This window comes from Undibacterium sp. TC9W, from assembly GCF_049339865.1.
In the GTDB taxonomy this organism is placed as follows: Bacteria; Pseudomonadota; Gammaproteobacteria; order Burkholderiales; family Burkholderiaceae_D; genus Undibacterium.
The window spans coordinates 56,365-80,748 of sequence record NZ_JBMPPJ010000025.1 but is presented as its reverse complement, the minus strand read 5'-3'; the positions used below and the strand labels follow the sequence as shown (position 1 = coordinate 80,748).

Sequence of the window (24,384 nt, the reverse complement as noted above, 5' to 3'; positions counted from 1 at the left end):
TGATCATCATGTTGATTATTACCATTCCTATTCAGAATCACGCGGTGAACCTGAATATGCCGACAGGCACGCCACCGCCACCAACAGTAGAACCAGTCGTCGTCAATATCGACGTCGATTTTGATGGAACGGTGTCCTGGAATGGTACGGCAGTCGATCATGCACAGCTGGAAGCGAAACTGGCTGAATCGGCAGCAATGCCTGCAGCAAACCAGCCAGAGATTCATCTGCGTCCGGTTGCTGTTGTGCCTTACAAGTCTGTGGCTGCGGTCATGGCAGCGGCACAGCGTCTTGGTGTGACCAAGATCGGCATGGTCGGGAATGAGCAGTTCCTGAAGTAGGAATGTACATTGACAAGTCACTGCAAGCGCTAATACAAGTTGTTATGACATTTGCGTTGAAAGTGGTCATTAACAAGCCTGTTTCATTGTGCTGGATAGCAATAGTGTTGCGGGAATAAAGTAGGCAAAATTAAATTTAACGATACCACTTAAATACCTATTGACATCCACTAGTAAAAAAACTTACAGTGAGGCTTAAAATAGTAGCAGAAGTACAGATTCTGATTTGGCCGGATAACTTATTGCACCGTTTTTATTATCGTTCTTATCGTCGTTTTTACCATCATTCTTTATCGCCACTTAATTATCAATGAATAAACAGGCAGAACATCTTTCTACGGCTGATTCACCAGGTACTGCGGAGCAGTCCTCAGCAAAACCTGCTTGTTCTTATTTTATTGGTGCCGATGGTGGTGGTACTGGCACACGAGTGGTGTTGGCCGATGCCAGTGGCAAAGAACTTGGCCGTGGCAGTGCGGGTCCTTCTGGCCTCGCACATGGCCGGGATAAAGCCTGGCAATCCATCCTGCTGGCGATCCAGCAAGCGTTTGCAGCGGCGAATCTGGATATGCCAGCACTGGCCGACATCGCAGTCGGCTGCGGCCTGGCTGGTGTTCATAATATTCATTGGGCCAGGGAGTTTGTTGCGCTTAATCCTGGCTTTGGCGCGGTCTGCGCAGAAACCGATGCCTATACTACTTTGCTGGGCGCCCTTGAAGGCAAGCCCGGCGCTATCATCGCTTTGGGAACTGGCAGCGTTGGTGAGGTTTTGTTACCTGACGGTCAGCGTCGCGAAGTCGGTGGCTGGGGCTTTCCGGTCAGTGATGAGGCCAGTGGTGCCTGGCTGGGCATGCGTGCCGTCAATCATTTGCAACGGGTGCTGGATGGTCGTGCTGCATCAAATCCATTTGCCAGCGCTGTGCTGACACATTGTGGCGGCGACAAAGATGCTGTCTTCGCCTGGCTCGCACAAGCCAATCAAACCCGTTATGCCGAACTGGCACCCCTGGTGATACGCTTTGCGCCCGAGGTAGAGGTCGCCCGCGCGATCATGCTCGGAGCAGGTAAAGAAGTTGCCATCATGGCACAGGCCCTGGACCCGGAATCTGCATTGCCGATTGCCCTGTGTGGCGGTCTGGCAGCGCCGGTAGCCAGCTATTTGCCAACAGATTTAAAAGAGAGAATACAAATGCCCAAGGCTGACTCAGCAGTTGGGGCTCTTATCCTGATACAACAGCATTTGCACGCCTGATAAATACATAAAAAGAGAGAAAGACATGCTGGCACAATTGATAGACTTTAAACCTGACGCAGAAAGTTCTACCCCCTTGTATCTGCAACTGGCGAACAAGCTTGCGAACGGCATACATAGCGGATTGTGGCAGCCTGACGAAGCCTTGCCCTCCGAGCGCATGCTGTCTGACACCCTGGAAATTTCACGCGTCACCGCACGCAAGGCCATAGACATGTTGTGCGAGCGTGGCATGCTGACGCGCAAACATGGTTCTGGCACGTATATCACGCCCAAGCTTGAACAACCGCTGTCACGCCTGACCAATTTCAGTGAAGAATTGCGCAACCGTGGTTTTGTTCCGGGTTCACGCTGGTTGTCACGTGAAACTGGTATCGCTTCACCAGAAGAGATTTTGTCACTGGGTTTGTCACCCAATACCGTGGTATCGCGTTTGAAGCGTCTGCGTACCGCTGACAATGTCGTGATGGCGATAGAGAGCACGACCATTCCGGCAATCTACATGCCCAATCCAAAACTGGTGAGCGACAGCCTGTACGGTTATCTGGAATCACATAACCTGTCGCCGACACGAGCCCTGCAGCATATACGTGCCGTGAATGCAACTGCCGAACAGGCGCGCCTGGCAGACATCAAGCAGGGCGCTGCCATGTTGTTCATCACCCGTGTTGCCTATCTCCCTAACGGTGCCGCGATAGAACTGTCGCATTCTTATTGCCGTAGTGATTACTATGACTTTGTGGCGGAGTTGTTCAGATGAGCTTGCCACAACAAGTGCAGGGACAAATACTGACGCCCCAAGGCTGGGTGCGCGGCTCTCTGGTGTTCGATGAAAGAGTGCAGGCCATTACTGCCGATGCTGATGTAGAGAATGCTGCTGATGCAGAATCCCTGCATTACATCTTGCCCGGCTTTGTCGATTTGCATGTACACGGAGCCGGTGGCAAGGACACCATGGAAGCTGGCGACGCCGTCGAAATCATCGCCCGCAAACATGCCAAACACGGCACCACCAGCATGCTGGCCACCACCATGACAGCACCGCTGTCTGATCTGGAACTGGCCTTGACGGCGATCAGGCCGCTGGTGGATAAACGCAGCAGTGGTTCTGCCCGCATACTCGGTGTGCATCTCGAAGGGCCGTATATCAATCCAGGCAAGCTCGGTGCGCAACCAGATTTTGCCCACACCGGCTCACTCGAACAGGTACGTCACCTCGATGCAATAGCACCGATACGCCTGATCACCGTGGCACCAGAAATGGATGGACATCTGCAACTTGTGCGCGAGCTGACCGCCATAGGCATGCAGGTACAGATAGGCCATACCCTCGGTACTTACGAAGAAGGTAAGGCAGCACTGGAAAATGGTGCTACCGGTTTTACCCACTTGTACAACGCCATGTCACGCCTTGATCACCGCGCACCTGGCATGGTTGGTGCAGCGCTGGCGCATGCGCAGTTTTCTGAAATTATTCCCGACTTGTTGCATGTCCACCCTGGCGCCATCAAAGCCGCCATGCGTGCGATTCCGCATCTGTATTGCGTTACTGATTCTACTGCTGCTTCCGGCATGCCGGATGGGCAATATATGCTGGGCCGCCAGGTCGTGCACAAATGCCTGGGCGGTGTGCGTCTTGAAGATGGTACGCTGGCAGGCAGCACCCTGACCATGGATCAGGCCCTGCGCAATCTGGTCAGCATAGGCCTGGACCTGGAAGATGCATCGAAGCGTGTTTCTACCTACGCAGCCGATTATCTGGGACTGAATGAGCGTGGCCGCCTGCAGGCTGGCAGTTACGCAGACCTGGTTGTGCTGGATCGTCAGCTCAACCTCATCGCTGTTTATGTAGAAGGAGAAAAGATTGACCTCGCAGATGCTTAAGGAAGCCAGCTCTTCCGCTGATTTTGTAGCCGAACAACTCAAACACGAACGTGAGCGCTATGCCGAACTTGGCGCACACTTGCGCGCCAAACCACCCACATCCGTTGTTACCGTTGCCCGTGGCAGCTCAGACCACGCCGCCAATTACGCAGCCTATCTGATCATGGCCAGGGTAGGGCGCATCGTCGCCTCGCTGCCTATGTCTCTGGTAACCTTGAACAAGGCACCGCTGGCAGCAAAAGATGCGCTGGCGATTGCGATTTCACAATCTGGCCAAAGCCCTGACGTGGTTGAACCTATCCGTTATTTCCGTGAAGGTGGTGCGACGACAGTGGCCCTCGTCAACGACTCAGCATCTCCGCTGGCACAAAGCGCAGAATGGACCATGCCATTGCACGCGGGCCCCGAACTGAGCGTGGCTGCGACCAAGAGCTTTATCACTTCACTGGTTGCCGGTGCGCGCCTGGCAGGTCACTGGCAAAACGATGCAGAATTCTTGGCGGCGATAGAGCAGTTGCCAGAATCCCTGCACGCTGCCACCAAGCTTGACTGGTCACCTGCGATAGAAGTTTTACAGCCCGCATCACGCATCATGGTGGTGGGCCGTGGCATCAGCTTCCCGGTTGCGCTGGAATCTGCGCTTAAGTTCAAAGAGACATCCGTCATCCAGGCAGAAGCCTTCAGTGGTGCAGAAATCAAACATGGCCCTATGGCCCTGATACATGATGGTTATCCATTATTGATATTCGCAACCCGTGGTCCGGCACAAGCTGGCCTGATTGCCCTTGCAGAAGAAATGCGTGGCCGTGGCGCGAATGTCTTGCTGGCAGCGCCAGAAAATGTCAAGGAACGCAACCTGACTTTACCAGTTGCGGCGACGCCTGATCTTGATCCTGTGGTTGCAATACAAGCCTTCTACATGATGGCAGCAAACCTGTCGATTGCCCGTGGACTGGACCCGGACAAGCCAAGGCACTTGAGCAAAGTCACCAAGACAAATTGACGCAGCTAAAGAAGCAGGCTATTTTTTAAAAACTTAAAAAATAGATACTACCCCCAGTATTTATATTAATAGCAAGATTGGTATGACTAAAATGCGAGATTGCTTAAAAATATTGGGGAGTATGTCTAAAAGAGTGATTTTGGTAACGAAATTACGCTTGCTTTTCAGCGTACTGCTATTGAGTTTCGGCTTGCATGGTAATGCCTTTGCCGTCCAGAAAATCGAATTCTGGACCATGAGCCTCAAGCCAAAATTCATTCCCTATTTCCAGGAACTCGTCAAAAATTACGAAGCACAACACCCCGGCATCAAGCTCGAATGGGTAGATTTTCCCTGGGATATTCTGCAATTAAAACTGATTACAGCGATTGCGGCAGGTACGCCACCGGCACTGGTAAATCTGAGCGTGCCCTGGGCAGAAGAAATGGCGCGTGATGGTTTGCTTGAACCTGTCGATGCCTTGCTGGCAGCGCCAGGTGCAACCAATGACTACACCGATGCTGCATTGGCTGATTTGCGTTTCAATGGCAAGGTCTATGGCTTCCCGCATTACAGCAATGTTAATGTCATCGCCTATAACCGCAAGATACTGGCAGCGGCAGGCATCTTCCAGGCACCACGCAGCATGGATGAATTGCTGACCGAGGCCGTCATGATCTCCCTCAAAACCGGCAAGCCCGGCTATGCACCAGCACTCGGCAAGATCGATGGTTTTTTCATGCAGCAGGGGCTGGATTTGATGCGTGATGGCAAGGCAGTCTTCAATTCGCCAGCCCATGTGACCCTGGTCAAAAAATTGGCTGCCACTTACAAGGCGGGCGGTTTTTTAAAAGATAAATTATTTGCGGAAGACAATTTCCCTGCTGTCGTAGATGCCTATCTCGGTGGTCGCCTCGGCGTCATGGTTAGCGCACCAACTGCCATCAAACGCATACAAACTGATGCACCAGAAATTTATGCGCAAACCGGTATCTTTCCTGTGCCGCCAGGTCCGACTGGGATTAACGACGGTGGCTGGATGTTCCATTTCGCCATACCCAAAGGCGTAAAGAAAAAAGATATCCCTGAAGTTGCCGCCTTCGCCCGTTACCTGACCAGCGATGCCAATCAACTGGCTTTTGCCAGCATGGCCGGTGTTATGCCGACGACCAAACAGGCACTGGCAAATTCCTACTTCAAGAAAATTCTACCCAATGCTGGCGCATCAGAGCAGGCGTTGGCAGTGGCCGCAAACTCCATGAATTCTGCCCGCAGCCTGTACGTCAGTGGCATTGATGATTATGATGAATTGCGCCGCTTCCTGGTCAAGGCGGTCGAAGCTGGCGTCACTGGTCGCCGTGATATACAAGTAGCTTTGGATGAGGCGGTAGCTATCTGGAACCGCAAGTTGCAAGGAGTGAAGCTGCCATGAGTATGCCTGGCTCTTTATCCGCAGCCAACAAGCGGCGCAATCTGCTTGCCTATGCCTTTCTGGCTCCAGCTTTGCTATTGCTGCTGATGTTCTCCTTCTGGCCTGTCATGTATGGCTCTTACCTGAGCTTTACAGATTTCAGCCTGATACGCGAAGTGCACTGGGTAGGTTTCGCCAATTATCGCGCCCTGTTTGCAAATGACATGTTTTTGACGGGGCTTAAAAACTCGCTACTGTTTTTGCTGGTTGTACCCTTCACGCAATTGGGCGCGATATCGCTGGCAGTGCTGGTGAATAATCAATTACCCGGCATACGCTGGTTTCGTGCTGCCTACTATGTGCCTGTGGTGACGACAGTATCAGTGGTCGGCATCATGTGGGGCTTCATGTTTCATGAGCAGGGCACGCTGAATTATGTGCTGCTGCAATTGCATCTGATCGCTGCGCCACTGGGCTGGTTATCGGATGATGCCCTCGCTCTGTTTGCCGTCATGTTCGTTTCTTTCTGGCGCGGCCTGGGCTGGTATATGGTGATGTACCTGGCTGCCTTGCAGTCACTGCCAGCCGAGATGCAGGAGGCCGCAATACTCGACGGTGCCAATCGCTGGCAACGCTTCTGGCGCATTACCGTGCCCATGCTGAAGCCGACAATACTGGTCTGCAGCATCATGTCAGTCTTGGCTGCTCTGAAAGCTTATCAGGAAGTTGATGTGCTGACCCAGGGTGGCCCCATGAATTCCACCTTCACGGCGCTGTATTACGCTTACGACCAGGGCTTGAAACACTTGAAGTTGCCGCGTGGTCTGGCTGCGAGTTTTGTTGTTTCCCTGTGCTGCATGGCGATCGCTTTCGTCTGCCTGCGCTGGCTTAAACCAGGGCACAGGGAATGAGTATGCACATCAAAAAAATCCTGCGCACGGCTTCTCAATATAGCTTGCTAAGCCTGATTGCCATCATCTGCATTTTTCCATTCTGGTGGACGCTGGTGGTAGCCATGTCCACTGAGGGTAATCTGTTTGAATTCCCGCCCACATTTTGGCCGCGTGGTATTTCTCTCGATAATTTTGTTGAGGCTTTCCGCGTTATCCCCATCATCGCTTTCTACAAGAATTCATTACTGATCACTTTGGCGACAGTGCTGGGCAAGCTGATTGTGTGCTCACTCGCCGCTTACCCCTTATCGCGCATGCAGTTCAGCGGCAGCAAGCTCATCATGGGTGTGATTTTGGCCACCATGATACTGCCGTCTGAAGTCAATTTCCTGGTCAACTTCATCACCATGACCAAGATATCCTTGGTGAATACTTACACCGCCGTGGTCTTGCCAAATATCGTCACGGCGGTATCCATACTGCTGTTGAAGCAGGCTTTTGATGAAGTGCCGCAAGACTTGCTTGATGCCGCCCGAGTCGATGGTGCCAGTGAATGGATTATTTTTTACCGCATTGTCCTGCCGTTGATTACACCGTGGCTGGCAACGGTGGGCATCCTGACTGCGGTGGAGGCATGGAATGAATACATCTGGCCATCGATCGTCATCAGCAAGCCAGAAGATTTTCCCTTGTCTGCCGGTGTGCTGTATTTGCGCGGCACTTACGGCAGTAGCACCCGCGTCATCGCGGCAGGAACCATTTTGACAGTTGCACCTATATTGGTCGCTTTTTTATTTACCCAGCGCTTTTTTATGCGCGGCATGGATGGAGCAGTGAAATGACGCAGGACAATAAGCAAGAAAAAAATACGCAACAAACCCTGACACGCGAAGAAGCACGCCGCCTGGCTGGGCAGCTGGTGATGATACGCATGCCCATCACCAGTCTTGATGAGACATCGGCACAATTTTTAAAAGACAATTATATCCGTGGCATTTGCCTGTTCAGGCAAAACATGGTTGACGAAATCCAGCTGAAAAAACTGACGACTGATCTGCGCCTTATCTTGGGGGAGGGGGCGCTGATCGGTATCGATCAGGAAGGGGGCGCAGTCGTGCGCTCCACCTGGGTACCGCAGCCCCCGGCGGCAATGTCGCTGGGGGCCAGCGATGACCCCGAGCTATGCCGCCAGGTGGGCGCTGCTGTTGCCCGTGGCGTCAAGGCCCTGGGCTTTAACTGGAACTTTGCGCCCGTGCTGGATCTGAATAACAATGTCGATAATCCCGTCATCTCTGAACGCTCGTTTGGCTCTGATCCCAAGCGCGCCAGTGAACTGGCCCTGGCCTGGATGGATGGCAGCCTGGCTGAAGGCGTGGCTTGCTGCGTCAAGCATTTTCCCGGTCATGGCGATACCAATGTTGATTCCCACCGCGACCTGCCCACCGTGAACAAGAGCCTGGCAGAATTGCAGGCGCTGGAACTCGCACCTTTCCAGATCGCCGTCAGCCGCAATGCACCAGCCATGATGACAGCGCATATCGTCTACCCTGCACTGGATGCAGAAAACCCGGCTACCATGTCCAAACCTATATTGACTGGCCTGCTGCGCGATCAATGGAATTACCAGGGCGTAGTCATTACAGACGGCATGGACATGCATGCCATAGCAGGGCGCTATGGCGTAGGCAATGCCGCAGTGCGCGCCTTACTGGCCGGTGCCGACATGGTCATGGCACTGGGCACGACAGAAACACAACTGGAAACCCTGAATGCACTGACCGAATTGATTTTGTCTGGCCAGATTTCTCTCGCAGATGTACAGCAAAAACTGCAGCGCATGGCAGACCTGACCAAGGCTTACCCCTGCATAGACACCGCCTACCAGACCGACATGGCAGATCGCATCCTTATGTCCAGCGCCTGGAAGCGCGGCCTGACTACTCAAGGCAATGCCCAGCCACCTGCAAAGGGCAGCAAGCTGCGTCTCGTCATCAGCGCAGACGTCGTCAGCGATGGCGTTTCAGAAGCGGGCATACCCGCAGCAAAAGTCAGCGCCATGCTGGCGAGTTTGTATGATGTCGATACCGTCACCTTTGACAATGCCGACAGCTTTGACTGGAGCGCCTTGCCAGATGATGGCCGCTTTGTCGTACTGGCATCCACCGTGCGCATACGCTACAGCGAACAGGTACGCGACACCTGGAAGCCAGACCTGCACCTGGTCTTGTGGAACCCGTTTCAAATGCTCGACATTCAGGCCCCTGCACTCATCACCTACGGCTTTGCACCACCTGCGATTGATGCAGCTCGCGCCTGGTTTGCCGCAGAAGTGGTCGCCAGTGGCCAGATACCGGTTGCAGGTTTTTCAAGCGCTGCCGCATAAGGGAATCAGGGATGGCCGAAGTCAGACTGCAGCAGATCAGCAAATCCTATGGCAATAACCAGGTTTTGCAAGGCATAGACCTGCATGTGCGCAATGGTGAATTCATGGTCTTTGTCGGCCCCTCAGGCTGCGGCAAATCCACGCTCTTGCGCATGATCGCCGGTCTTGAAGATATTAGCGCCGGTGAACTGCATATAGACAATCAGTTGGCGAACGATATCCCGCCCGCCAAACGCGGTCTGGCCATGGTGTTCCAGTCATATGCCCTGTACCCGCACATGACCGTGTATGAAAACATGGCATTCAGCCTGAGCCTCACCAGCATGAGCAAGGCAGAGATAGACACAGCCGTGCAACACGCCGCCAGCATTTTGCAAATGACTCATTTGCTGCAACGCAAGCCGCGTGACCTGTCCGGCGGCCAGCGCCAGCGCGTCGCCATAGGCCGCGCAATCGTGCGCAAGCCCGGCTTATTTTTATTTGATGAGCCACTATCGAATCTCGACGCCAGCCTGCGCGTACAAATGCGCATAGAGCTCAGTAAGCTACACAGAGAGCTTGCCGCCACCATGATCTACGTCACGCACGACCAGGTAGAAGCAATGACCCTGGGCCAGCGCATCGCAGTATTCAACGGCGGCAAGATAGAACAAATAGGAGCACCGCTGGAACTCTACGACAAACCCGCGAATCTATTCGTCGCAGGCTTCCTCGGCTCACCGAAGATGAACATCCTCAAGGCAAAGGTATTGCGCAATCTGGGCAATGAGATAGAACTGCAACTGGCTGCAGGCACACATATCAACGTCCAGCTTGATGCCAGTAATTTACAGACAGGCGACGAAGTCAGTCTTGGCATCAGGGCAGAGCATATCCTGCTGGCATCACAAAGCACGGAGCACAGCAACCAGCTCGAAGTCTGCATCAGCTTTGTTGAACATCTGGGGGATGCCGCCATCGTGTATGCAATACTGGCGGGTGAAGAAAATCTGTTTGCTATCAAACTGCCAGCAGATACTTCAGACCTGTATGCGGGAGCTGATCTTTGTATACAACTGCCGGGGCACAGGTGTCATGTGTTTGATGAGAAAGGAAATGCTGTTTGAGATTGACTTGTATGGTTTTAAGGATTATCTGAAAATCTTAATAAATAGGATTTTCTATTTCAAGTATCAATCTTGTTAGCTGGCACGATTCGTTCTTTTTTAAAAGTGCTAACGCATCGTTGCCTTGATTCCATCAATGATTCTTCTTTTTTTGTCTCGGGGTATCCCAATGAACTTAAAAATTCGTCGCATGACTTTCTGTCAAAAGAGTTGATAAGATCTAAAGAAGCCTCGATTGTTAGCAATCTGCCGTGTTCATCATTAAATGCGCACGGGTCCAGAATTCTTGCTTTAGGCTTCATGTAACGTTCCTCGCCCGAAACTAATTCGTGCTGCTGTGGCTTTACGGATGCAATAAACATGGCAATACAAAGCATCCATGGTCCGAACATTAAATCAATGACAGTTCCAATGTTATTTGGAAGAGTTGCGTCAATGCTTAAAATTAAAAGCACAGCAAGGATCACAGATATAAGAGCTCTGGCGATTAGACCTCGCACAATTAAGTCGATGAATAGAATAACGGAAACAATTAAAGGCAATATGTAAAGCAACACAAAGCTCGCCATGTCAACACCCATGTAACCTCCAAGTGCAATCAATCAGCCAGCTTATCGAAAATTTCTCACACATCATTTTCCAATACTTGCGCACAAATAGAGTGCCAAACATTTGCATCTAAAGCTATAGCGCTTGCCCAATCTATGCTACCGACAAAAGCTGGATGAGGTGCAAATCCATAAAATTGATTTGCGCCGCGATCTATCCCTTTTTCTTTCAAAAGACAGATACCTTCTGTGAGGAGATTTACTTCCTGCCATTCTGGAGAATTCATCATCGCACGAAAATCATTCATGTTAGCAGCAATGGTATTGATTCCTCCTTCCAGCACGTCCAGGCGTTCGATAAGGCCGCTTTCTCTTTCGAAATACAGATCACCAAAAGCTGAACAACCCAAGGGCCGGACTTTACCAGTTAAAGTCTTGGGCCAATTCGCGAATAGCGTTTGAATATCTAGTGCTGATGCATCGATAAAAATATCTGGCCAGGTAAGCGTAGGTATAGTCATTAAGTTTGACGGTGGGAAGTCAGCACTACGAACATGATGGTCATACTCATGTTCAATAGAGCGAGGTAAATTATTTTTTGTCAGCAGCCAGAGCATATGCAACGATCGCATTGGCATGACCATGCCCCATCTCATGTTCAGCCTTGAGCTTGTTCACGATTTCCATGTGCTTTAAACCTTTACTCTTCTGAACCAGGTCCAGCCAGTGCTGGATGGGCTTGCCGTACTTCTTTTCTATCGATGGGAAATAAGAGGCTGGGCCTTTGATTTTTTCTTCGTTTGACATGCTGCGCTTCCTTTCTTCATGAGATCAATTGAAATCGCTTGGATATGATTGTACGAGATTTTTAATTTATTTTTTGATATGCTAAAAATATCATGAAAATATCTCCCTTGCGTCGCTTCAGATACTATTTTTCATACTGAGTTCTGATTGCAAATTTCGCGCTCAAAAACTCTACCAAGGTCCGCACCCGGTTAGGTATAAAACGCCCACTAGGCAACAATGCGTGCAGCGGATAAGCCTCAGTCTCCCAGTCCGTCAGCAAGGCCACCAAGCTGCCATCTTCCAGTTCTTGCCTGACATCAATCAATGATTTGAAAATGATGCCAGCACCAGCTATTGCCCACATGCGGGCCAGTGAGGCGTCGTCGGCGCTGCGGTCGCCTTTTACTCTGACTTCTTTCCATTTGCCGTTTTGTCCAAAGCGCCAGGTCTTGTGCAGGCGGCTGCTGCGTTCGAACAGCAGGCAATTGTGTTGGGTAAGGTCTTGCGGTGTTTGCGGGGCGGGGTGGCGTGCCAGGTAGCTGGGTGCTGCGCAGAGTATGGGGCGGCTTTGTGCCAGCACCCTGGCAACCAGGCGTGAGTCTGTCAGGGTGCCGTATCTTATTGCTACATCGACTTCATCGCGTACTACGTCCAGTGGTCTGTCACCCACATTCAGTGCCAGTTGCACGCCGGGGTGCAGGGCCAGGAATTCATCCAGCCAGGCCAGCAGGGTGGTGCGGGTGAGGTCAGACGGGGCGGCGACGCGTATTGTGCCGACCAGGGCGGTGCGGGCTTCTGATACCTGGGATTCTCCTTCATCGAGCAAATCAAATGCCCTTTGCGCATAGTCGAGCAGGATTTGTCCTTGCGCAGTGATGCGCAGGGCGCGGGTTGATCGCTCGAACAGGCGTGTGCCCAGCTGGGTTTCCAGGCGCTTGAGGGTGGCGCTGGCAGCTGCTGGTGTCATGCCCAGCACGCTGGCTGCGCCTGAGAGTGAGCCGCAGCGTGCGGTTTGCACGAGTACATGCAGGTCGCTGAGATTTTCAATTTTCATTTGAAAGTGATAGTTATTTATCGGTCTTATCAATTCATGCTTCAGATTCTACAATGCCTGCACTGATCTGGAAATGTTTCTGGACACCATACCGATACTTAACATACTCAACATACTCAGGGACTTAACATGAAAGCCATTGCTTACCGCCATTCTTTACCTATCGATAACACTGCATCACTGGAAGATGTGGAATTGCCAAAACCGGCATTGGAAGCGCGTGACCTGCTGGTGCGCGTAAATGCCATCTCAGTCAACCCAGTGGACACCAAGGTCAGGCTGGGTCGCGCACCTGCAGAAGGCCAGTTGAATGTGCTGGGCTGGGATGCGGTGGGCATAGTTGAAGAAGTGGGCACTGCAGTCAGTAACTTCAAAGCGGGCGACCGTGTTTACTATGCTGGTGCGATAGACCGCCCCGGTGCAAACAGTGAATTGCATGCAGTGGATGAACGCATCGTTGCCAAGGCTCCCACTACCCTGGATGATGCACAAGCTGCCGCTTTGCCGCTGACTACGATTACTGCCTACGAATTGCTGTTTGAACGCCTGGGCGTTGCCAAGAATGGTGGCGCGGGCCAGACCTTGCTGGTGATAGGTGGTGCCGGTGGAGTTGGGTCCATCCTCATACAATTGGCCCGCCAACTTACGCAATTGCGTGTGATTGCTACCGCCTCACGTGCCGAGACACGTCAGTGGTGCCTCGATCTGGGTGCGCATGCAGTGATTGATCACTCCAAACCACTGAGCGCTGAATTAAAAGCCATAGGCATCAATGAAGTCGATATCGTCGCTGGCCTGACGCAGACAGCGCAGCACTATGCAGAAATCATCGCCAGCCTGAAGCCACAGGGCAAACTGGCTGTGATTGACGACATGGTTGCGCTGGACTTGATGCAGTTGAAAGGCAAATCCATCTCCCTGCATTGGGAAATGATGTTCACACGCTCAATGTTCAAGACGGTCGATATGGATGAACAAGGCAAGCTGCTGGCAGAAGTGGCGGCACTGGTGGATGCAGGCAAGGTACGCACGACTGTGAATGCTAACTTTGGCAAAATCAATGCCGCAAACTTGCGCAAGGCGCATGCACTGATAGAAAGCGGCAAGGCGCAAGGCAAAGTTGTGCTGCAAGGCTTTTAATTTAATTTCACCAGAATTTACCAGAAAGTTTTTATGCAAACTACGAACATCAATAAATCATTCGTCGCTGCCAGCATCACCCGCGATGCCGCGCAGGCCCTGATCATTGCAGCCAGTGCTGCTGCCCGCGATATCGGTATCGATGTCACGATAGCCGTTACCGACAATGCCGGTCATTTGAAAGCATTTGAACGAGCAGACAGCGCCGCATTTTTGACGGTGGATGTGGCAATCGACAAAGCCTGGACGGCAGCTTCGTTTGGCTTGCCTACCCATACCTGGACAGCCATCATCAGCAATGACGTGGTGGCACAACTGGCCCACAGGCCGCGCCTGGTGGCAGTTGGTGGTGGTTGCCCCATTGTTGAAAATGGCAAGGTGATCGGCGGCATAGGCATATCCGGCGGTAATGCACTGCAAGACCAGCAGGCAGCAGAAATTGCATTGGCTGCACTGGGCTTTGAAGTGAAAGCATAAACTCAAGCCATTTGTTGAGAGTGCATGCGTGTCATGCACTCTTTTTTTAGAGATCAAACAACATGACAACTATCATTAGCCGCTCATTCGTCAACATTTTGACTACGGTTTTACTCACACTTAACATGTCTGTTGCCAGGGCAGAAAATCCCAACGGTGCAGATGCAGTAAAAGCCGCATCAGCCGATTTTTTCAACAGTGTCAGCCAACGCAATTTAACAGCAGTTGCCAGTTATCTTGACACTGAAGGTTTCACAGAATTCGTTCCTGAATCAGAAAAACTCCTGCAACTCGATGCGAATGCATTTGCCGGACTATTCAAATCCGGTGCGCAAATTGATTTGCGTCTTGTCGATGTGCAGGTCAAGGCCACGGCTGATGCAGCTATAGTCACAGGCACCCGCGTGGGTGCGATTACCAAGCCGGGTGCGGCAGTCGTGGAAGGTAAATCGCTGATCACGATGGTCTGGTTTAAAAAGGATAATGCCTGGTTATTGAAACATATCCACTTGTCACCCATGATCAGCTCTAAATAATCGATGGTTATAGACGCGGCAACCACATGCCCATAAACGCCACAAAAATACCCATGCCACTGGCGGCACTTAAAACCACCAATGCCCCTGCCATGCTGAAGTGAGCGGCCTTGTTCTTGCTGTCTTTCGCACGCAAATATAATTCACAGACGATCAGCGGTATCAGGGAATTGGCAAAGGAGATGAAGCTCAGGAATGGTCCCTCAAAAGTCTTGGGGTTAAAACCTGCGTGGCCGTGATTCATGGCTATCCAGAACATCAAACCTATGCGGAAGAACCAGACACCATTCGCCAGCAGGAACAGACGCAGTGCCCAGCGGCGGTGCAGGGCGAACTGGCGTGCGAGAGCATAACGCAAGGCCATGGCTGAGCAGACCAGGATTAGTATTGCGTTCAGGCTGACACCCAGATGCTGGGTAAAGTCACCAACGCCATTGCGAAACCAGACCATGTACAAACCAGTCGTGGCAGCAATGACGAGACTGGATAAATAAATGCGCCCGTTCCAGCGATGGAATCTAGGTATGCGTGCGCGGATTTGTGGGATCATCTGGAGTATGCCTGCCAGGGTAATACTGGCCGCCAGAAAGATGTGTGTGATGATGGCGAAATTGCCTGCGCTGTCGCCCTTGATATAACCGTGGGGCAGTACTTTGCTCCATGCAGCGAGATCGCCTTTCATCGCTGACAGAACGTAAAAACCAAGGATGTAATAGACAAATAATAGCTGGCCTATGATGGCGACTGAGAACCACAGTCCTGCGGCATATTTCAGGCTGGCACGGGAGAATTTTTCTATTCCATATTTTTTCAATGGTGGTGCAGTTTGCGTAGGGAATATATTGTTCGTTTCGAAAACAGTCTCTTGCGTCATTTGAAAACTCCTTTTTGCTAATGTGAATTAGCCGTGTCTGATGCTGCCGAACAGGCGTGAATGTGCCTGCAACGCGTGCCTGCAAAGGCGGGTTTGCTTTTATGGTTTGTTACTGAAAAAAATCAGTGCGGTGCTACATCTGCCTGAAAAGATGCAGATAGCTGCGGCTGACTGGCAATACATCGGGGCGGCCGCGTATATGCAGTTCGGCAGTTTCATTCATGCCACGTGTGACTTCACTGACATAGTGCAGATTGACGATGACGGAACGGTGGGTTTGTGCAAAAAGGTCCGGGTCCAGCTCGTCGCTGAGTTCACGTATGCTCTTGCGTATCAGCGCATCGCCACCCTCCCAGGCGACCAGGGTATATTTATCGTCAGAGCGCAGGAAAGCGATTTGCTCTACCGGTATCAGGCGCACGCTATTACCTACCGATGCTTTTATCCATTGCAGGTAGTTTGCTTTTGGGCTGCGCTGGCGCATGTCGCTGGCCATGCGGTCAAGCAGGGCATCATAGCTGGCACCAATATCATTCGTTTGTGTCAGCCGTTGTTGCAGGCGCGTGACGGTATCAGCCAGGCGTGCTTCTATGATAGGTTTGACGAGGTAATCAACAGCACCTTGCTCAAACGCCTGTACTGCATATTGTTCATAGGCGGTAAAGAAAACGATATGTGCCCTGCGGGCAATCGATCTGGCGGCTTCTATGCCGTTCAAGCCCGGCATGTGCACATCCAGAAAGACGATGTCGGGCTGGTGGATATCAAACATCTCCACCGCTTCGCGACCATTGCGGGCTTCATCGACGATATGCAGTTCTGGCCACAGGCGTGCCAGGTTGCTGCGCAGATGTTCCCTCAGCAACGGCTCATCGTCGGCGATCAGCGCGGTGATCTGTTTGCTCATTGCGCTCATGCCTTGGCCCCCGGATGGAAAATTAATTCAACCCGCAAACCATGCGCTGTCTGCTCATGCAAATCGACACGCGCATCTTTGCCAAAGCAGGCTTGCAGCCGCGCTTTCACATTTGCCAGGCCAGTACCTGGTGCGGCAGTTTCTGCCATGCCTGTGCCGGTATCGGCTACCCAAAGTGTCACTATGTTGTTTGTGTCCTGCTTGCCACCGACTTCGATCGTACCACCTTCAGTGCTGGGGTCTATGCCGTGGCGCACGGCATTTTCTACCAGGGTTAGCAGGGCCATGGCAGGGAAGCGCAAGCCTTTTAATTCAGGTGCCAGCCGCAGTGCAAATTGCAGGCGGTCAGGCATGCGCATGTGCATGATTTCGAGGTAGGCACTGACTAATTGCATTTCGTTTTCGAGCGTCGCATCTGCATCATTCAGGCGTGGCATCGCGGCGCGCAGATAGGCAATCAGGTGACGCAGGACCGGTGCCGCATTTTCCGAACCAGCTTCCACCAGGGCTTGCACATTCGCCAGCGTATTGAACAGGAAGTGTGGTTCTATCTGCGCTTGCAATAGCCGCAGACGGGCATCCAGCACTTCACGTTCCAGCGCGTTCTTTTCCAGTTCCAGTTGCAGCCGGTCTGCACGTTCACGTTGCTTGTCTTCACGCTTGATAGCTGCGACGGCGACCAGGGACCCAAAAAATAGCGCAAGTATCGTACTGGTAGCAAAACCTGACAAGAGATTATTCGCCCTGATGAAGTTCATGAAACTGCCCGCTATCGCCACATAGGCTGTCAGGCTGGCAAACGGTGCCAGCAGGCACACAGCGGTCACCCGCACCAGCCAGCGTGGTATCCAGCGCGGCAACCACTGCAAGCGCCAGGTACCAGAGACCGTAAACGCCAGCAGCATGACCATGGCGATGAAGGTGGTACGCTTGAGTACGAGCGAGAAAGGTGACTGGAAGACTGGCGTGGTCACCCAGGCGATCAGCAGGCTGATGATAAACACTACGGCAATTTGTCGCAGTCTTGGCAGTGCAGGCCAGCGTGGGGAGGATGTATGTGCGGTTTTCATGGAGCTAAGATAGCTGTAACTGATATTTTGAACAAGTCAGCCAGTGGGGATATGCGACCAGTGACGGTTTTCAGGGACTGAGTGACGGAGCCAGACCTGATTTACCACCTCTTGCTTAACCATAGTTTGCAAATCAGCACGGCTATCAGAACGTATCTGTCATTTTTCTCGCTTACACTGCCGGGGATTGAAATGGAAAAGGGTCGGCAATGATGAAAAACTGGGTGTTCGCTGCAACAATGCTGGTATTTCTACCCGCAAAGGCAGACACTTTTCGCATTGCTTATTATGAAGGTGGCGATGCGCCCTTTGTCTTGCTGGACAAGAGTGGCCCCAGAGGTATATTCCCGGATTTGATGGCAGCAATCGTTAAACTCAGTGGCGACAAGCTGGAGCAGCGCTATCTGCCCATGCGCCGCTTGCTCAAGTCATTTGAAGACGGGCAGCTTGATATGGAAGTCGGGGCAAATCCAAAATGGCGCACAAGTTCGCCCGTGCCTGGTGTGTATAGCATTGCCTTTGGCTTGCCGAGGGCTGTTCTCTGTTTTCGCCCTGGTGAGACACCAAAAGAGCAGGCAGTCAGCGATTTTTATGGGCAAAAAGTGGGAGTGATCGCAGGCTATTCGTATCCTGAATTTGATGCAGCTTTTGCCAGTGGCAAGATACAAAGGGAAAATATCTTTAATTCCCCCAATCTCTTGCTCACCTTAAGGGCGAAGCGCTTTGACCAGATCATCATCAGCAACTATGTACGGCAATACTGGACCAAGGTCGATGCGCAGCGCTATGCCTGTGATGAAGGCCGCATGATAGATGAAAGCGAAATGATGCTGAGGCTACATCCATCCAAAGCCGATGCGCTGCCGCGCCTGAATGCGGCCATCGCCACCTTGAAAAAGAGCGGCGAGCTCGATGCCATCTTCAGACGTTACACTGATTAAGCAGGGAGATCAGGGCGCTGGTGCCGGGGCCGGTGAAGCCAGCGGCTTGTCTTTGTCCACCACATAAACACCAATCAGCTTGATCGGGACTGTGCCATGGTTTTTTGCACTGTGGACGACACCGGCAGGGATGACGAAACCCTCGCCAGCCTTGACCTTGCGTGGTGGATGGTTGGCGACCAGCAATTCTGCCTCTCCTTCCGAGATATAACTGATTTCATCGCCAGGATGGGTATGCCAGCCTACCGTCACACCTGCCGCAATTTCTACGCGGGCAATCACGTCTTCCTTGCCGGGTATCGACGAATCTGCCTTGGTGACTATGGTGCGGGTAATGCCTGTGCTTTGTGCCAGCAGGCTGGTGCTGATCAGCAATAAACTGACGGCACTTAATTGGCGCAGGATGTTGGTTTTTGTCGAATGCAAGATAGATCTCCCGGTTGGATAGTCATGCGCAGTTGTGCATGATTATAATTACAATCCTTTTTGGCAAGATAGTAAAGGGGAAATGAATTTGTCTTTGGCTGGTGTTGTTTCCAGAGAGGGGAGGGCTTGCAGGTGTTGTGGAATGATGCGAACCGCTGTCCGCATCATTGATAGAAAGATGATCAGACCTCGGCAGTTTTTGCCATGTCTTCAGGCGCAGCCTTGCTGCCTTCTTTGTCGTCAGCACTGCCATCTAAAGAGACAAAGCGTGTCATGACCAGTACAGGAATGGCGCTGAGCAAGACCCACAGGAAGAAGTTCTGGTAACCCAGAGCGACCTGTATATCACCGCTGATGGTCTTGAAAAACACAAAGCCCAGCTGCATTACGCCTGTGCCCAGCGCATAGTGGGCAGTCTGGTATTTGCCAGGCGCAACCACCTGCATGATGAACAGGATCAGGCCGACGAAACCAAAGCCATAGCCAAACATTTCGAATGCCAGCGCTGCAGTGATGACGGTCATGCTCTCTGGCAGGCTGCTGCTGAGGAAGAAGAAAGCCAGGTTTGGGGTATTCATCGCCAGTATCAACCATGGCAGCGCACGCTTCAAGCCCAGCCAGGAGGCAAAGTAACCACCCAGTATGCTGCCGCCCAGGAATGCGATGGTGCCAGCTATGCCATAAGCAGTGCCGACCTGGTCAGTAGTCAGGCCCAGGCCGCCAAGGTTTTTGGCTTCGCGCAAGAACAAGGGGCCTATGGTTTGTATCTGGCCTTCCGCAGCGCGGAACAGGATAATGAATACAATCGCCAGCCAGATACCGGGCTTTTTAAAGAATTCAATGATCACGTCTTGCAAGGTGACGAAGATGCTATGTACAGACGCCTTGCTTTCTGTATTTTTAGTGCCTGGCAGCGACCAGCTGTTATACAAACCCAGACCGAACAAGAGCACGCCCATGATGGCAAAAATGATCGTCCACGCTTGTGCTGGCGGCAGGCTTTTTTCCAGATAACCGGCCAGATACACCAAAGGCCCCAGGGTAATGAATTTTGCTGCATTAAAAAATGCGCCTTGCCAGCCAGCATAACTCGCTTGCTGGGTGTTGCTCAGACTGGCCATATACAAACCGTCGGCGGCAATGTCATGCGTGGCAGAGGCAATGGCGACCACGCCAAGCAGGGCAATGCTGATCGCAAAATAGGCAGGCAGTTGCAGCGACAGTGCCAGCAAACCCAGCGACACACCACCCGTCAACTGGAACAGTACTACCAGCATTTTCTTGCTGCCAGCGGCCTCCAGGAAGGGACTCCATAAAGACTTGAACACCCATGCCAGCCCGACCAGCCCTGTCCAGTGGGCGATCTGATCGTTCGGTACTCCCATACTTTTATACATCAGCCCGGCGATCAGAGCGACAGCATAAAACGGCAGGCCAGATGCCAGATACAGGCTGGGTACCCAGCGCATTGGCGGGGGAGTCTTGGTGTTTTCTATGCTCATGTACTTGTCTCTGGTTACGTGTCTCTAGTTGAGGGTGTTCTTAAACCCGGTTCGTTTATATTATTTTTTGTATTTATCTGTCAGCAATGCAAACATACAAGCCGCAAAATTGCTGGTCAACTGGTTTTATATTTGCAATGCCACTTAAGTGCCAGTAAGATGTGGTAAGGATGAAATTGACCTCAAAAAATGCACATGTTTGAGGCGGTATTTCTGTATTCTTGCTATGAAATGGCAAAAGCTTTTACTATTTTTTTATAGGAGACCAGGTTAAATACCACTTTGTCAGATTTTAGCACTGGTATTAAGCCATCACCTGGCCATTCTGAGATTTTTCTTGATGCCGGGTAAGCTTGCCTAGCTGAATTGGTATTTGTGCACTGGTCTCAGCACACCCGGAAGCTGGATATGCTTACAGTAAAACGTTTTGCAGCATTGGATGCGATGCGCGGCCTGACGGTTGCTGCCATGTTATTGGTAAACAATGCTGGTGACTGGTCGCATGTGTATGCCTGGCTGGAGCACGCGGCCTGGCATGGTTGCACACCTGCGGATCTTATCTTCCCGTTCTTCTTGTTCATCATGGGCGCGTCTTTAGCGATGTCTGTGGATGCGCAAATCAGTAAAGCTGGCCATATTGTTGATATACGCAAGAAAGTACTCTGGCGCGGTTTGCGACTGTTCATGCTGGGTATTGCCCTGCACCTCATTGCCTGGGCATTGATCGATGGGCGTCAGTTCCGCTTGCTCGGGGTCTTGCAGCGCATCGGTATCTGTTATGCAGTAGTAGCTTGCCTGATTACCTCTGTGCGGCGATTTTCCAGCCTGGCTTTGCTTTTCCTCGCGGCCATGCTGGCATATTGGGTTTTGCTGGGTTGGGGCGGTTCGTATGAACCACATCTGAACCTGGTCGATAAAATAGATACTGCCATGCTCGGCAAACTGGCGTATAGCTTTGATGTACAAACCGGTCTCGCGCAAGAGCCCGAAGGTTTGCTTTCTACAGTGATGGCAATGATGAGTGTCTTGACCGGCGTCTGGGCGGGCAGGGCCATGCGCGATGGCCAGTTGATGCAGATGCTGGCTGGTGCGGCAGGCTTGATATTGCTGGCGCTGATCTGGTCAGCATATCTGCCTTTCAATAAACAACTGTGGACGCCATCTTTTGTGTGCTGGACCAGTGCCTTGGCGATCTTGCTCTTGCTGGGCATGCATATGCTCATAGACAAGCGGGGCTGGCCAGCGATCGGTAAAAGTCTGGGTGTGAATGCAATAGCTGTTTATGCAGGCGCATGGCTGGCCACTTGTATGCTGGCCTGGACAGGTTGGGCAAATACTATTTACCAGCGCGTATTTGTAGCTGCACTGCAAAAGCAAACAGGCGAAGAATTGTCATCCTTCGCCTATGCAGTATGCTTTACTTTGGTGTTCGCCGCCCTGGCATTTGTCATGAACAAAAAGGGCTGGCGGATAGTGATCTGAGGTTTTGCTTCTTTATTACATCATCAATGCAGTAGCCAGCGTATCGATTTGCTCTTCCTGCTCTTCCATGATGATCTGGAAGCTGCTGTCTTCTGTATCAAAATTCAGACGACGGGCAAATTTCTTATTGTATTCCCTGTCCACATCATGCAGAGGTGACAGCACTGGGGCGATGTCATTGGCCAAAATCAGGGTGTCACCCAGAGACTCTGGCGGGAAGGCGCACACGCCATGCCACATGGCTTCTACAGCCTGCATGACGCTGTCAGGTATGCCCAGTTGGCGCATGATGCCACGGCCTATCATGCGTTCGCCATATTCGATCCAGATTTCTGGTTCACCATCCAGCAAGCCAGGAAATTCTTCAGCACGGGAGATCAGGTAAAAGCCACCGATTTCATGGACGATACCGGCAAACATGGCCGTTTCAGGGTCAACCCTGGTAACCTGCTTGGCAATGACCTGCGCCAGTGAAGAGACATGGGCAGAATGTTCCCACAGCCTGTCAGCCTTGGCTTTCAGGACAGGGTCTGTAACCTTGCTGTTGAGCTGACGCACGATGACGGCGGCAAGCATTGCTTTTAGAGTGCGAAAGCCGAGGCGGTTAACTGCCAGCCTGACGTGCGTGATTTCATTCGTCGAGCGGCGATAGGCTGCCGAATTAGCGATGGCGACCGTGCGCGCAGACAGCAAGGGGTCTGCCATGATGAGCTTGGCTGCTGTGTCTATATGACAATCAGGATCGTCCAGGGTACGTTGTAGTCTTAGCGAAGCTTCCACATTGGTAGGGAAGACGATGTCCCCACGATTAACCTCTGCGGCTATGCTTTTAAAAATTTCCAACCTGTCCATGACTTTCTCCCTATAAACATCTGGCGATTCCTCCACTCAATGGCCCGTATTGCGGCATATTACGGCTTGTGCAGAATATTAAAAGTTGCCTTGAGGAATGATCGACTGTCTGTATGATAGTCAATAAATTCTCAAAAGCAACTTCTAATTTAACTTTATTTTGCAATCATCCAGCGCCTGTCGATAGCATACGCGCTCAGGAAAATCTTGCAAGTTCTAATCAGGGGGGTAATTTACCAAAATATCCAGTACTACGTATATAGACGGAAAGTCATCTCTCTGCACTTTGACGTGATAAGTGCCAATTTTTGTTGGCGCTACGTAGTTACCTGACAAGTTAATGCTGCCGCCATCGGCTTCAATGACACTCCAGGTCACTGGCTGGCGTATGTAGTTAACATTTGGCGGATAATTAATACTTGCCAGTAAGTTCATGGCGGCACCCGGCATGACGTTGACTATGTGCCTATCTACACCCAGCGTTGGCACAAAGTCAGGTGTGCTGTTATCCACGACTACCAGAGCAGTCGTGCTCAGTGAAGGATAATCCTCACGCTGTGCCCTGACATGATAAGTGCCTGGCTTGCTGGGGGCGGTGTATTCGCCATTGATACTGATAACTCCACCATCGGTCTCCACGATCTGCCAGGTGACAGGTTGCCTTATATAGTTGATATCAGGTGGATAGTTGATGGCAGCAGTGAATACCTGTTTGCTGCCTGGCTTCATGATCAAGGCACCTGGAGTTATATCAATGCGGGGCGCAGTCTCCCAAAGACCGGGACCACTGCATGACATGAATTGCTTATCGGCTAACTGTATCAGGCAACCAGCGCGGCCAAATACTGGGAGGCTGGCAGGTGGATTTGTTTTCGCCAGCGTGGTGAGTAGCGGATCATATAAATTTGCCGCTAAGGCAAGGTTCAGGGTATCCAGTATTTTGTCCTGGGCATCACCACTGGCGGGGCTGGCGCTGGTGGCTGCTTTCAGTGGCGTGCTGTAAAAGTCACTCAAGTTACTGGTATCAAGCAAGCCACTGAGTACATTGCGAATTTCGGTTTGCGCTGCAGTGACATTCGCGCTGGTCAGGGTTTTTGTTACCGCATCCAGATCAGGATTGCTAAAAAACACTGCCATATCGGTACGCATGAGGCGGGTCGAGAGCATCTCGGTCAAGGGCGTCAGGTTGATGACACCAGTATTGACCGCAAGCGCATGCAGTTTTTTGCCATTTGCAGGATTGGAAGTTTCCAATATGCAGGGTAGTGCACTACCTGCAGGTAGACTGATTTCAAACGTACCATCTGCCGCCGTTCTGGTTGCCCCTGTACCTGTGCGGCATTTGTAATTGACAGCCGAATCAGCAATGGCCTTGCCTATTGCCGCCGTGCCACGCAAACTGAGAGTGGTGACCTGTGGTGTTACCACAGGGTTGCTGGCAGTTGAGCTGCCACCACCACAGGCTGCCAGCAGGCTGGTCATCAGGCACAAACTGCCTGTCAGGAATATATGTCGAGCTTTCAAT

The 24,384-nt window shown here is 51.8% G+C and carries 26 protein-coding genes; 15 read left to right on the top strand and 11 right to left on the bottom strand.

All coding sequences use genetic code 11. The features are described 5' to 3' along the window. The 10 genes from ACO0LN_RS25555 to ACO0LN_RS25510 form a co-directional block, all read left to right on the top strand. Positions 1-341 (top strand): ExbD/TolR family protein (locus ACO0LN_RS25555; RefSeq protein WP_422978765.1); only part of this gene is annotated, 341 nt, incomplete at its 5' end. Positions 342-651: 310 nt separating this feature from the next. Continuing rightward, on the top strand, positions 652-1,593 hold the full coding sequence (locus tag ACO0LN_RS25550) for a BadF/BadG/BcrA/BcrD ATPase family protein (RefSeq protein ID WP_422978763.1): 942 nt from the start codon (positions 652-654) through the stop codon (positions 1,591-1,593). 25 nt (positions 1,594-1,618) lie between these two features. Next, on the top strand, positions 1,619-2,353 hold the full coding sequence (locus ACO0LN_RS25545) for a GntR family transcriptional regulator (protein ID WP_422978761.1): 735 nt from the start codon (positions 1,619-1,621) through the stop codon (positions 2,351-2,353). Beyond that, entirely contained in the window at positions 2,350-3,477 is a 1,128-nt protein-coding gene (nagA, locus tag ACO0LN_RS25540) for an N-acetylglucosamine-6-phosphate deacetylase (protein WP_422978759.1), read from the top strand. Before ACO0LN_RS25545 ends, nagA begins: the two co-directional genes overlap by 4 nt. Then, the gene (locus ACO0LN_RS25535; protein ID WP_422978771.1) at positions 3,470-4,480 is read left to right on the top strand and encodes an SIS domain-containing protein; all 1,011 of its coding nucleotides are present in this window, start codon (positions 3,470-3,472) and stop codon (positions 4,478-4,480) included. Before nagA ends, ACO0LN_RS25535 begins: the two co-directional genes overlap by 8 nt. 139 nt (positions 4,481-4,619) lie before the next feature. After that, positions 4,620-5,891, top strand: coding sequence for an ABC transporter substrate-binding protein (locus tag ACO0LN_RS25530; RefSeq protein ID WP_422978757.1), 1,272 nt, complete (start codon positions 4,620-4,622; stop codon positions 5,889-5,891). Further along, entirely contained in the window at positions 5,888-6,781 is an 894-nt protein-coding gene (locus ACO0LN_RS25525) for a carbohydrate ABC transporter permease (RefSeq protein ID WP_422978755.1), read from the top strand. The genes ACO0LN_RS25530 and ACO0LN_RS25525 overlap by 4 nt, the downstream gene beginning before the upstream one ends. A gap of 2 nt (positions 6,782-6,783) precedes the next feature. Next, entirely contained in the window at positions 6,784-7,605 is an 822-nt protein-coding gene (locus ACO0LN_RS25520) for a carbohydrate ABC transporter permease (RefSeq protein WP_422978753.1), read from the top strand. Continuing rightward, positions 7,602-9,146 carry a glycoside hydrolase family 3 protein gene (locus ACO0LN_RS25515; protein ID WP_422978751.1) on the top strand — a complete coding sequence of 515 codons (1,545 nt, stop codon included), beginning with the start codon at positions 7,602-7,604 and terminating at the stop codon, positions 9,144-9,146. The genes ACO0LN_RS25520 and ACO0LN_RS25515 overlap by 4 nt, the downstream gene beginning before the upstream one ends. Before the next feature lie 11 nt (positions 9,147-9,157). Beyond that, a complete protein-coding gene (locus ACO0LN_RS25510) occupies positions 9,158-10,252 on the top strand; it encodes an ABC transporter ATP-binding protein (RefSeq protein ID WP_422978749.1) in 1,095 nt (364 codons plus the stop codon). A 59-nt stretch (positions 10,253-10,311) separates the two neighbouring features. Here ACO0LN_RS25510 and ACO0LN_RS25505 read toward each other — a convergent pair whose 3' ends face one another. From ACO0LN_RS25505 to ACO0LN_RS25490, 4 genes are all read right to left on the bottom strand, one after another. Then, positions 10,312-10,833 carry a hypothetical protein gene (locus tag ACO0LN_RS25505; RefSeq protein ID WP_305258614.1) on the bottom strand — a complete coding sequence of 174 codons (522 nt, stop codon included), beginning with the start codon at positions 10,831-10,833 and terminating at the stop codon, positions 10,312-10,314. 44 nt (positions 10,834-10,877) lie between these two features. Next, positions 10,878-11,444, bottom strand: coding sequence for a hypothetical protein (locus ACO0LN_RS25500; protein WP_422978747.1), 567 nt, complete (start codon positions 11,442-11,444; stop codon positions 10,878-10,880). Then, positions 11,392-11,607 carry a DUF4287 domain-containing protein gene (locus ACO0LN_RS25495; RefSeq protein WP_422978745.1) on the bottom strand — a complete coding sequence of 72 codons (216 nt, stop codon included), beginning with the start codon at positions 11,605-11,607 and terminating at the stop codon, positions 11,392-11,394. The genes ACO0LN_RS25500 and ACO0LN_RS25495 overlap by 53 nt, the downstream gene beginning before the upstream one ends. Positions 11,608-11,731: 124 nt before the next feature. Further along, complete coding sequence (locus ACO0LN_RS25490; protein WP_422978743.1) at positions 11,732-12,643, bottom strand: LysR family transcriptional regulator; 912 nt, start codon at positions 12,641-12,643, stop codon at positions 11,732-11,734. A 129-nt stretch (positions 12,644-12,772) separates the two neighbouring features. Between ACO0LN_RS25490 and ACO0LN_RS25485 the strand changes: the two genes are divergently transcribed. From ACO0LN_RS25485 to ACO0LN_RS25475, 3 genes are all read left to right on the top strand, one after another. After that, the gene (locus tag ACO0LN_RS25485) at positions 12,773-13,783 is read left to right on the top strand and encodes a zinc-binding alcohol dehydrogenase family protein (protein ID WP_422978741.1); all 1,011 of its coding nucleotides are present in this window, start codon (positions 12,773-12,775) and stop codon (positions 13,781-13,783) included. 33 nt (positions 13,784-13,816) lie between these two features. Continuing rightward, positions 13,817-14,260 (top strand): GlcG/HbpS family heme-binding protein, encoded by a 444-nt coding sequence (locus ACO0LN_RS25480; RefSeq protein ID WP_422978739.1) that lies wholly within the window; start codon positions 13,817-13,819, stop codon positions 14,258-14,260. Positions 14,261-14,322: 62 nt separating this feature from the next. Next, positions 14,323-14,796: a YybH family protein gene (locus ACO0LN_RS25475; protein ID WP_422978737.1), complete on the top strand. Its 474-nt coding sequence runs from the start codon at positions 14,323-14,325 to the stop codon at positions 14,794-14,796. A 7-nt stretch (positions 14,797-14,803) separates the two neighbouring features. Here ACO0LN_RS25475 and ACO0LN_RS25470 read toward each other — a convergent pair whose 3' ends face one another. From ACO0LN_RS25470 to ACO0LN_RS25460, 3 genes are all read right to left on the bottom strand, one after another. Further along, complete coding sequence (locus ACO0LN_RS25470) at positions 14,804-15,670, bottom strand: DUF2306 domain-containing protein (RefSeq protein WP_422978735.1); 867 nt, start codon at positions 15,668-15,670, stop codon at positions 14,804-14,806. Positions 15,671-15,803: 133 nt separating this feature from the next. After that, entirely contained in the window at positions 15,804-16,577 is a 774-nt protein-coding gene (locus ACO0LN_RS25465) for a LytR/AlgR family response regulator transcription factor (protein WP_422978733.1), read from the bottom strand. A 5-nt stretch (positions 16,578-16,582) separates the two neighbouring features. Next, positions 16,583-17,656 (bottom strand): sensor histidine kinase, encoded by a 1,074-nt coding sequence (locus tag ACO0LN_RS25460; RefSeq protein ID WP_422978731.1) that lies wholly within the window; start codon positions 17,654-17,656, stop codon positions 16,583-16,585. A 209-nt stretch (positions 17,657-17,865) separates the two neighbouring features. Between ACO0LN_RS25460 and ACO0LN_RS25455 the strand changes: the two genes are divergently transcribed. Then, positions 17,866-18,597: a substrate-binding periplasmic protein gene (locus tag ACO0LN_RS25455; RefSeq protein WP_422978729.1), complete on the top strand. Its 732-nt coding sequence runs from the start codon at positions 17,866-17,868 to the stop codon at positions 18,595-18,597. Positions 18,598-18,606: 9 nt separating this feature from the next. Here the strand turns inward: ACO0LN_RS25455 and ACO0LN_RS25450 are convergent, their stop codons facing one another. Together ACO0LN_RS25450 and ACO0LN_RS25445 are read right to left on the bottom strand one after the other, a co-directional pair. Next, positions 18,607-19,002 carry a cupin domain-containing protein gene (locus ACO0LN_RS25450; protein ID WP_422978769.1) on the bottom strand — a complete coding sequence of 132 codons (396 nt, stop codon included), beginning with the start codon at positions 19,000-19,002 and terminating at the stop codon, positions 18,607-18,609. Positions 19,003-19,205: 203 nt separating this feature from the next. Further along, positions 19,206-20,525: an MFS transporter gene (locus ACO0LN_RS25445; protein WP_422978727.1), complete on the bottom strand. Its 1,320-nt coding sequence runs from the start codon at positions 20,523-20,525 to the stop codon at positions 19,206-19,208. 408 nt (positions 20,526-20,933) lie between these two features. On the opposite strand from ACO0LN_RS25445, the gene ACO0LN_RS25440 reads away from it, so the two are divergent. Continuing rightward, positions 20,934-22,007: an acyltransferase family protein gene (locus tag ACO0LN_RS25440; protein ID WP_422978725.1), complete on the top strand. Its 1,074-nt coding sequence runs from the start codon at positions 20,934-20,936 to the stop codon at positions 22,005-22,007. A gap of 15 nt (positions 22,008-22,022) precedes the next feature. Here the strand turns inward: ACO0LN_RS25440 and ACO0LN_RS25435 are convergent, their stop codons facing one another. Continuing rightward, complete coding sequence (locus ACO0LN_RS25435) at positions 22,023-22,859, bottom strand: HDOD domain-containing protein (protein ID WP_422978723.1); 837 nt, start codon at positions 22,857-22,859, stop codon at positions 22,023-22,025. 216 nt (positions 22,860-23,075) lie between these two features. Beyond that, positions 23,076-24,383: a hypothetical protein gene (locus ACO0LN_RS25430; RefSeq protein WP_422978721.1), complete on the bottom strand. Its 1,308-nt coding sequence runs from the start codon at positions 24,381-24,383 to the stop codon at positions 23,076-23,078. Between the last annotated feature and the right edge of the window lies 1 nt (position 24,384).

What these genes read in the sequence shown, in the direction of transcription:
- ACO0LN_RS25550 (WP_422978763.1), top strand. Translation starts at nt 652, where the DNA reads ATGAATAAACAGGCAGAACATCTTTCTACGGCTGATTCACCAGGTACT.
- ACO0LN_RS25545 (WP_422978761.1), top strand. Translation starts at nt 1,619, where the DNA reads ATGCTGGCACAATTGATAGACTTTAAACCTGACGCAGAAAGTTCTACC.
- nagA (WP_422978759.1), top strand. Translation starts at nt 2,350, where the DNA reads ATGAGCTTGCCACAACAAGTGCAGGGACAAATACTGACGCCCCAAGGC.
- ACO0LN_RS25535 (WP_422978771.1), top strand. Translation starts at nt 3,470, where the DNA reads ATGCTTAAGGAAGCCAGCTCTTCCGCTGATTTTGTAGCCGAACAACTC.
- ACO0LN_RS25525 (WP_422978755.1), top strand. Translation starts at nt 5,888, where the DNA reads ATGAGTATGCCTGGCTCTTTATCCGCAGCCAACAAGCGGCGCAATCTG.
- ACO0LN_RS25520 (WP_422978753.1), top strand. Translation starts at nt 6,784, where the DNA reads ATGCACATCAAAAAAATCCTGCGCACGGCTTCTCAATATAGCTTGCTA.
- ACO0LN_RS25515 (WP_422978751.1), top strand. Translation starts at nt 7,602, where the DNA reads ATGACGCAGGACAATAAGCAAGAAAAAAATACGCAACAAACCCTGACA.
- ACO0LN_RS25510 (WP_422978749.1), top strand. Translation starts at nt 9,158, where the DNA reads ATGGCCGAAGTCAGACTGCAGCAGATCAGCAAATCCTATGGCAATAAC.
- ACO0LN_RS25505 (WP_305258614.1), bottom strand. Translation starts at nt 10,833, where the DNA reads ATGGGTGTTGACATGGCGAGCTTTGTGTTGCTTTACATATTGCCTTTA.
- ACO0LN_RS25500 (WP_422978747.1), bottom strand. Translation starts at nt 11,444, where the DNA reads ATGGTCATGCCAATGCGATCGTTGCATATGCTCTGGCTGCTGACAAAA.
- ACO0LN_RS25495 (WP_422978745.1), bottom strand. Translation starts at nt 11,607, where the DNA reads ATGTCAAACGAAGAAAAAATCAAAGGCCCAGCCTCTTATTTCCCATCG.
- ACO0LN_RS25490 (WP_422978743.1), bottom strand. Translation starts at nt 12,643, where the DNA reads ATGAAAATTGAAAATCTCAGCGACCTGCATGTACTCGTGCAAACCGCA.
- ACO0LN_RS25485 (WP_422978741.1), top strand. Translation starts at nt 12,773, where the DNA reads ATGAAAGCCATTGCTTACCGCCATTCTTTACCTATCGATAACACTGCA.
- ACO0LN_RS25480 (WP_422978739.1), top strand. Translation starts at nt 13,817, where the DNA reads ATGCAAACTACGAACATCAATAAATCATTCGTCGCTGCCAGCATCACC.
- ACO0LN_RS25475 (WP_422978737.1), top strand. Translation starts at nt 14,323, where the DNA reads ATGACAACTATCATTAGCCGCTCATTCGTCAACATTTTGACTACGGTT.
- ACO0LN_RS25470 (WP_422978735.1), bottom strand. Translation starts at nt 15,670, where the DNA reads ATGACGCAAGAGACTGTTTTCGAAACGAACAATATATTCCCTACGCAA.
- ACO0LN_RS25465 (WP_422978733.1), bottom strand. Translation starts at nt 16,577, where the DNA reads ATGAGCAAACAGATCACCGCGCTGATCGCCGACGATGAGCCGTTGCTG.
- ACO0LN_RS25460 (WP_422978731.1), bottom strand. Translation starts at nt 17,656, where the DNA reads ATGAAAACCGCACATACATCCTCCCCACGCTGGCCTGCACTGCCAAGA.
- ACO0LN_RS25455 (WP_422978729.1), top strand. Translation starts at nt 17,866, where the DNA reads ATGATGAAAAACTGGGTGTTCGCTGCAACAATGCTGGTATTTCTACCC.
- ACO0LN_RS25445 (WP_422978727.1), bottom strand. Translation starts at nt 20,525, where the DNA reads ATGAGCATAGAAAACACCAAGACTCCCCCGCCAATGCGCTGGGTACCC.
- ACO0LN_RS25440 (WP_422978725.1), top strand. Translation starts at nt 20,934, where the DNA reads ATGCTTACAGTAAAACGTTTTGCAGCATTGGATGCGATGCGCGGCCTG.
- ACO0LN_RS25435 (WP_422978723.1), bottom strand. Translation starts at nt 22,859, where the DNA reads ATGGACAGGTTGGAAATTTTTAAAAGCATAGCCGCAGAGGTTAATCGT.